The organism is Stenotrophomonas sp. 278, from assembly GCF_003935715.1.
Lineage (GTDB): Bacteria > Pseudomonadota > Gammaproteobacteria > Xanthomonadales > Xanthomonadaceae > Stenotrophomonas > Stenotrophomonas maltophilia_AH.
In genome coordinates this window covers 1-7,129 of the sequence record NZ_RHPP01000179.1, presented here as the reverse complement: position 1 = coordinate 7,129, position 7,129 = coordinate 1, and the positions used below count along the sequence as shown (strand labels likewise).

6 protein-coding genes and 1 pseudogene are annotated in these 7,129 nt (G+C 66.3%); all 7 read left to right on the top strand.

Annotated features, from left to right (window positions below):
* Positions 1-380 (top strand): DUF4115 domain-containing protein (locus EGJ34_RS19580; protein ID WP_125362122.1); only part of this gene is annotated, 380 nt, incomplete at its 5' end.
* Between the two features lie 67 nt (positions 381-447).
* Positions 448-1,086 (top strand): tetratricopeptide repeat protein, encoded by a 639-nt coding sequence (locus tag EGJ34_RS19575; RefSeq protein WP_125362121.1) that lies wholly within the window; start codon positions 448-450, stop codon positions 1,084-1,086.
* Complete coding sequence (gene bamB / locus EGJ34_RS19570) at positions 1,086-2,294, top strand: outer membrane protein assembly factor BamB (RefSeq protein ID WP_125362120.1); 1,209 nt, start codon at positions 1,086-1,088, stop codon at positions 2,292-2,294. Before EGJ34_RS19575 ends, bamB begins: the two co-directional genes overlap by 1 nt.
* A 12-nt stretch (positions 2,295-2,306) precedes the next feature.
* A complete protein-coding gene (gene der, locus EGJ34_RS19565; RefSeq protein ID WP_125362119.1) occupies positions 2,307-3,704 on the top strand; it encodes a ribosome biogenesis GTPase Der in 1,398 nt (465 codons plus the stop codon).
* A gap of 56 nt (positions 3,705-3,760) precedes the next feature.
* On the top strand, positions 3,761-4,897 hold the full coding sequence (gene moeB, locus EGJ34_RS19560) for a molybdopterin-synthase adenylyltransferase MoeB (RefSeq protein ID WP_125362118.1): 1,137 nt from the start codon (positions 3,761-3,763) through the stop codon (positions 4,895-4,897).
* 203 nt (positions 4,898-5,100) lie between these two features.
* Entirely contained in the window at positions 5,101-6,933 is a 1,833-nt protein-coding gene (locus tag EGJ34_RS19555; RefSeq protein ID WP_125362117.1) for a monovalent cation:proton antiporter-2 (CPA2) family protein, read from the top strand.
* A gap of 65 nt (positions 6,934-6,998) precedes the next feature.
* Positions 6,999-7,129 (top strand): annotated as a pseudogene (locus EGJ34_RS19550) (bifunctional methylenetetrahydrofolate dehydrogenase/methenyltetrahydrofolate cyclohydrolase); the annotation flags it as partial.

The following is a 7,129-nucleotide window of genomic DNA, read 5'->3' as shown; positions in this document are numbered from 1 at the left end:
CGGCTGCCCCTGCTGCGGCTCCGGCCACGGCAGCCAGCACGCCCTCGGCCCCGTATCTGGCTTCGTTGACGCCCGTACCCCGGCCAGCGGCCAGTGCCGCCCCGGCCGCCGGTGGCGGCACCCTCAGCCTGCAGTTCAAGGGCGACAGCTGGGTGGACATCTCCGGTCCGGATGGCGCCACCGTGGAGAAGGCGCTGATCAAGTCCGGCGAATCGCGCAGCTTCAGCCCGGGCCAGGTGGCCCGCATGGTGCTGGGCAATGCGTCGGCGGTGGAGGTTCAGCAGGGCGGCGCTATCGTCGACCTTTCGCCGTATCAGCGAGCCAACGTGGCGCGCTTTACGGTATCCTCTGACGGCTCCGTGGCTCCGGTTTCACACTGAACCACGGCTCCATTTCGACAATTCAATTCACGAAAGTCCCTCCTGACGGGCAGGGGCGAGAGTACGCATGGCGATCGACGACCTGCTCGACGAGCACGAACAAAGTGAACGCGTCCGCGGCTGGCTGCGGAAAAACGGTGTCAGCATCATTGCCGGTGTGGCCATTGCCATTGGCGGCATTACGGGCTGGCAGTGGTGGCAGAAGCAGCAGGGCAACGAGCTGGCCAATGCCAATGTGCAGTACCAGGCAGTGCTCAAGCAGCTGCAGGACAAGAAGCTGGACGAAGCCGCCAAGGGCGTGAAGGCACTGGAAGGCGGCAAGTCGTCGTTGTACGCCGACCTGGCGGCGATGCAGCTGGCGAAGGCGCAGGTCGATGCCGGTCAGAACGACGCGGCCCTGGCAACCCTGCGCGCCATCTCGGCCGAGCCGGAATTCAAGGCGGCCGTCGACCAGCGCATCGCGCGCCTGCTCATTGCCGGTGGCAAGAGTGACGAGGCGATCAAGCAGTTGGGCGCGGCCAGCGACAGCGCCAGCCTGGAGATCCACGGCGATGCGCTGATGGCCGCCGGCAAGCGCGACGAAGCGCGCGGTCAGTATGAGAAGGCGCTCAAGACGCTGGACGTGGCGGCGCCGCAGCGGCGACTGCTGGAAATCAAGGTGATGGATGCGGGTGGCACGGTCACCGATCCTGCGGAGTCGGCGTAATGAAGCAGATGGTCATGATCAAGCGCGTTGCCACCCTGGTGCTGATGGGTGTGGCGCTGTCCGGTTGCAGCACCGTCAAGGGCTGGTTCGCGGGCAAGGATGCGGAAGCCAAGAAGGCGCAGGAGCCGGCGGAGCTGGTCAAGTTCGAGCCGACCCTGAAGGTCGACAAGATCTGGAGCACCGGCGTCGGCAAGGGTGAAAAGCGTATCGGCGTCCGTCAGGCTCCGGTGGTGGCCGATGGTCGCGTGTTCGCGGCGGCGATCACAGGCGGCGTGCAGGCGCTGGACCTGCAGACCGGCAAGACCGTGTGGACCTACGAACCGGCCAAGGTCAAGAAGCAGCCCAAGCTGCGTCTGTCGGGTGGTCCTGGCGTCGGCGAGGGCCTGGTGGTGATCGGCACGCTGGACGGGCAGGTCATCGCGCTGGACGCCAACGATGGTACCGAAAAGTGGCGTGCCAAGGTGCCGGGTGAAGTGATCTCGGCTCCGGCCATCGCCCAGGGCCTGGTGTTCGTGCGCAGCAACGACGGTCGCGTGACCGGCTTTGAAGCCTCCAATGGCACCCAGAAGTGGTTCAACCCCCGCGAGCTGCCCGCGCTGACCGTGCGCGGCAACGCGCCGGTGGTGGCCGGCCCGGGCGTGCTGTTCATCGGCAACGATGACGGCAGCGTGGCCGCGCTGGCCATGCAGGATGGCCGCACCGTGTGGGACCAGATGGTTGCCAATGGCGAGGGCCGTACCGAACTGGAGCGCATGTCCGACGTTGACGGTGCCCCGGTGCTGGAAGGCAACACGCTGTATGTGAGCAGCTTCAAGAACCAGACCATGGCCATTGAAGGGCCGACCGGTCGTCCGCTGTGGGCGCGCGATCATGGCGGTGCCGGTGGCGTCGCCCTGACCTCGGGCAATGTGTTCGTCACCGACAGCAAGGGCGGTGTATTCGGCCTGGACAAGATGAGCGGCACGGCCATGTGGTCGCAGACGGGCCTGGCCCGGCGCACCCTGACCGGTCCGGTCATCCAGGGCGATTACGTTGTGGTCGGTGACTACAAGGGTTATGTGCACTGGCTGCGCACCGAAGATGGCCAGATGGCCGCCCGCGCCAAGACCGGCGGGGATGCCCTGCGGGGCGCGCTGGTGGTCGCTGATGGGATTCTGCTGGTGCAGAACGTTGATGGAAAGCTGACCGCCTTCCGGTTGGCAAACTAAGGAGTTACCGCGATGCTGCCTTTGGTCGCCCTGGTTGGACGGCCGAATGTCGGCAAGTCCACCATTTTCAATGCGCTGACCCGTACCCGTGACGCCCTGGTCCATGACCAGCCCGGCGTCACCCGGGACCGCAACTATGGTGTGTGTCGGCTGGACGAGGACAATCATTTCCTCGTGGTCGACACCGGCGGTATCGCCGAGGACGAGGAAGGCCTGGCCGGTGCGACGGCACGCCAGGCCCGCGCGGCGGCCGGTGAGGCCGACCTGATCCTGTTCGTGGTCGACGCCCGTGAGGGCACCTCGGCCCTGGACGACGAGATCCTGAGCTGGCTGCGCAAGCTGTCGCGTCCCACGCTGCTGCTGATCAACAAGATCGACGGTACCGATGAAGACGCGGTGCGCTCGGAGTTCTCGCGCTACGGTTTCAGCGAAATGCTCACCGTCTCGGCCGCGCATCGGCAGGGTCTGGACGACCTGCTCGACGAAGTCGTGCAGCGCCTGCCGGAAGAGGGCAGCGGCGAAGAGCTGGACAACGATCCGGCGCGCATCCGCATCGCCTTCGTCGGCCGCCCGAACGTGGGCAAGTCGACCCTGGTCAACCGCATCCTTGGCGAAGAGCGCATGATCGCCTCGGAAGTGCCCGGCACCACCCGCGATTCCATCGCCGTGGACCTGGAGCGCGACGGTCGTCAGTACCGCCTGATCGACACCGCCGGCCTGCGTCGCAAGTCGCGCGTGGACGAGGTGGTTGAGAAGTTCAGCGTGGTCAAGACCCTGCAGGCCATCGAGCAGTGCCAGGTCGCCGTTCTCATGCTGGACGCCAGCGAAGGCGTGACCGACCAGGACGCCAGTGTGCTGGGTGCGGTGCTGGATGCCGGCCGTGCGCTGGTCGTGGCGATCAACAAGTGGGACGGCCTCACCGAGTACCAGCGCGAGCAGGCGGAAACGCTGGTGTCGCGCAAGCTGGGCTTCGTGCCGTGGGCGGAAAACGTGCGCATCTCGGCCAAGCATGGCTCGGGTCTGCGCGAGTTGTTCCGTGCCATCCACCAGGCACATGCGTCGGCCACGCATGAGTTCAGCACCAGCGAGGTCAACAAGGCGCTGGAAATGGCGTACGAGTCGAACCCGCCGCCGGCCATCCGCGGCCATGTGTCCAAGCTGCGTTACGTGCACCCGGGTGGTTCCAATCCCCCGACCTTCATCGTGCACGGCACCCGCCTCAAGGACCTGCCCGAGTCGTACAAGCGCTACCTGGAAAACTTCTTCCGCAAGCGCTTCAAGCTCATTGGCACCCCGGTGCAGTTCATCTTCCGCGAAGGCACCAACCCCTACGAAGGCAAGAAGAACGTGCTGACCGAACGCCAGATCGCGCGCAAGCGCCGCCTGATGAAGCACGTCAAGGGCAAGTAACCCCGGGCGTGCAATGCGGATTTCCCCCATGTGTCCCGACGGCCGATAATGCCGCAATGACCGCCCCCGAAATCCTTCCGGAAGCAGCCCGCGCCCGCCACACCCAGGGGGCGCTCCTGATCGACGTCCGCGAAGCCCACGAGCGCGCCAACGGCATGGCCGAAGGTGCCTTCGGTATCGCCAAGGGCGATCTTGAATCCAGCCCCGCATCCCACCTGCCAGCCAACGACCGCGAAATCCTGCTCATCTGCCAGAGCGGACGCCGATCACTGGCCGCCGCCGAACACCTGCTCGCCCTGGGCTACCCCAACGTCACCTCAGTCGCCGGGGGCACCACCGCCTGGCGAAGCGCCGGCCTGCCGCTGGTGCAGCCGCTGCAGACCGACGCCGAGCGCGACTTCAACGAACGCTACTCGCGCCACCTGCTGCTGCCGCAGGTCGGCGCACAAGGCCAGCGCCGCCTGCAGCAGGCGCGCGTGCTCGTGCTCGGTGCCGGCGGCCTCGGTTCGCCCGCCGCCTTTTATCTTGCGGCTGCCGGGGTAGGGCAGCTGCGTCTGGTGGACGATGATGTCGTGGACCGCAGCAACCTGCAGCGACAGATACTGCATACCGACGCCAGCGTCGGCCAGGCCAAGGTCGCCTCCGCGCGCGAGCGCCTGCTGGCGCTGAATCCACATCTGCACGTGGAGACGGTGCAGGCGCGAGCGACGTCGAAGAACATCGATGCGCTGCTGGAAGGCGTGGACGTGGTGCTGGACGGCTCCGACAACTTCCCCCTGCGGTATCTGCTCAACGACGCCTGCATCAAGCACGCGCTGCCGTTGGTGTACGGTGCGGTCGAGCGCTTCACCGGGCAGGTGAGCGTGTTCGACGCCGGCCGCCAACGGGGTCATGCGCCGTGTTATCGCTGCCTGTTTCCCGAACCGCCACCGGCCGAACTCGCACCCAACTGCGCCGAGGCCGGGGTGCTGGGCGTGCTGCCGGGCATGGTCGGCCTGTTGCAGGCGACCGAGGTGCTGAAGCTGCTGCTGGGGATCGGCGAGCCGCTGGCGGGCCGGTTGTTGAGCTTCGATGCGCTGGGCATGCGCTTCCGCGAGGTGCGTCTGCGGCCGGACCCGGGGTGTCCGCTGTGCGCGCCGGGGGCCGTGTTTCCCGGGTATATCGATTACGCCGCGTTCTGTGCAGGCGGATGACGAATCCGTAGAGCCACGCCCTGCGTGGCTTCGACCAACCTGGCACCGCTCAGCCACGCAGGGCGTGGCTCTACGGGGAACAATCCGTCCTGCAAATCTTTGTCGTTCCATTTCTGGCACAAACAACCCCCCGATAGTTGCTATGTCCCTGCGTCAATCTGTCCTATCGTGACGACTGATCGGGGATTCAAGGAACACACCGCATGGCGGTCGAAGCAGGTGCCAGCAGTGAACTGGTGAAAGTGGTCGCGTTGCTGGGTGCGGCGGTCGTGATGGTGCCGGTGTTCCGGCGACTGGGGCTGGGCTCGGTGCTCGGCTACTTCGCCGCTGGCCTGGCGATCGGTCCGTTCGGCTTCGGCTGGTTCTCCGATCCGCAGGCGATCCTGCATACCGCCGAACTCGGCGTGGTGATGTTCCTGTTCGTGATCGGCCTGGAAATGCGGCCCTCGCACCTGTGGAGCCTGCGCAGGGAAATCTTCGGGCTGGGCACGCTGCAGATCGTGGTCTGCGGCGCGGTGTTGACCGGGGTGTGCATGCTGTTCGGCTTCCCCCTGCCGGTGGCCTTCATCGGTGCCGCCGGTTTCGTGCTGACGTCGACCGCGGTGGTCATGCAACTGCTGGCCGAGCGCGGCGACATCGCGTTGCCATCGGGGCAGAAGATCGTCTCCATCCTGCTGTTTGAAGATCTGCTGATTGTCCCGCTGCTGGCCGTGGTCGCGCTGATGGCCCCGGTGCACGCTGAACCGGGCGAAGGCTCGCGCTGGCTCAGCATCGCAATCGGGGCCGGTTCCATCGTCGGTCTGGTGCTGGTCGGCAAGTTCCTGCTCAATCCGCTGTTCCGGTTGCTGGCCGCGGCCAAGGCGCGCGAAGTGATGACCGCCGCCGCGCTGCTGGTGGTGCTGGGTGCGGCGCTGCTGATGCAGCTGGGCGGCTTGTCGATGGCGATGGGGGCCTTCCTTGCCGGCGTGCTGCTCAGTGAATCCACCTTCCGCCACCAGATTGAAGCGGACATCGAGCCCTTCCGCGGGATCCTGCTCGGCCTGTTCTTCCTCAGCGTCGGCATGGCGCTGGACCTCACCGTGGTGGCCAACAACTGGCCGCTGATCCTCTCCGGGGTATTGGCGCTGATGGCGGCCAAGGCCGTGTGCATCTACGTGGTGGCGCGTCTGCTGGGCAGCGACCATCGCCAGGCGTTGGACCGTGGCGTGGTGATGGCGCAGGGTGGCGAGTTCGCTTTCGTGCTGTTCTCTGCGGCGGCGGCCGCAGGCGTGATCGGCGTCGAGGTCAATGCCAACTTCACCGCCATTGTCGTGCTGTCGATGGCGCTCACGCCGCTGTTCGTGCTGCTGCATGACAAGCTGATGCCGGCACGCGAAGTGTCGCTGGATGGTGTCGACACCGCAGAAGGCATGTCCGGCAGCGTGCTGATGATCGGCTTCGGACGCTTTGGCCAGGTCGCCAGCCAGTCGCTGCTGGCCCGCGACGTGGACGTGACCATCATCGACAACGACGTCGACATGATCCACAACGCCGAGCGCTTCGGGTTCAAGATCTACTACGGCGACGGCACCCGCCTGGATGTGCTGCATGCTTCCGGTGCAGCCAGTGCGCGAGCGATTGCAGTGTGCGTGAACAATGCCGAAGATGCCGACCGCATTGTTGAACTGGTATCGCACGAATTCCCGCAGGCCAAGCTGCTGGTGCGTTCGTTTGACCGTGAGCATTCGCTTCGCCTGATTCACGCCGGCGTGGATTACCAGATCCGCGAGACGTTCGAGAGTGCGCTGATGTTCGGTCAGGCCGCACTGATGGAGTTGGGTGCGGATGAAGACGACGCGCGCGACATTGCCGAGCAGATCCGCCTGCGCGACGCCGAACGTTTCGAGCTGGAAATGGCCGGTGGCGACCTGCGCGCCGGCGCGCACATGGTGTTCGGCAGCGCGCTGCCCGGCGTGCCCACGCCGACCCCGTTCACCGCGCCCAAGCGCAAGGCGCGGACGTTGAACGCCGACGAGGTTCCCGAAGAGGAGGAATGACCGGTGTTCCGGACAACGGTAATCGGGGACAATACGCTCCCCGCCGCTTCACGCCCCCGCATTCGATGAACGAGTCCGCCGCCCCCCATTCCGCCCGCATCCTGGACGGCCGCCGCATCGCCGAAGACCTGCTGGACAGCCTGAAGGTCCGCGTCGACGCCCGTCTGGCCGCCGGCGGCAGCCGCCCGGGGCTGGC

Bases quoted from the DNA above. Each gene is read 5' to 3' on its own strand.
- der (WP_125362119.1), top strand. From the start codon at position 2,307: ATGCTGCCTTTGGTCGCCCTGGTTGGACGGCCGAATGTCGGCAAGTCC.
- moeB (WP_125362118.1), top strand. From the start codon at position 3,761: ATGACCGCCCCCGAAATCCTTCCGGAAGCAGCCCGCGCCCGCCACACC.
- EGJ34_RS19575 (WP_125362121.1), top strand. From the start codon at position 448: ATGGCGATCGACGACCTGCTCGACGAGCACGAACAAAGTGAACGCGTC.
- EGJ34_RS19555 (WP_125362117.1), top strand. From the start codon at position 5,101: ATGGCGGTCGAAGCAGGTGCCAGCAGTGAACTGGTGAAAGTGGTCGCG.
- bamB (WP_125362120.1), top strand. From the start codon at position 1,086: ATGAAGCAGATGGTCATGATCAAGCGCGTTGCCACCCTGGTGCTGATG.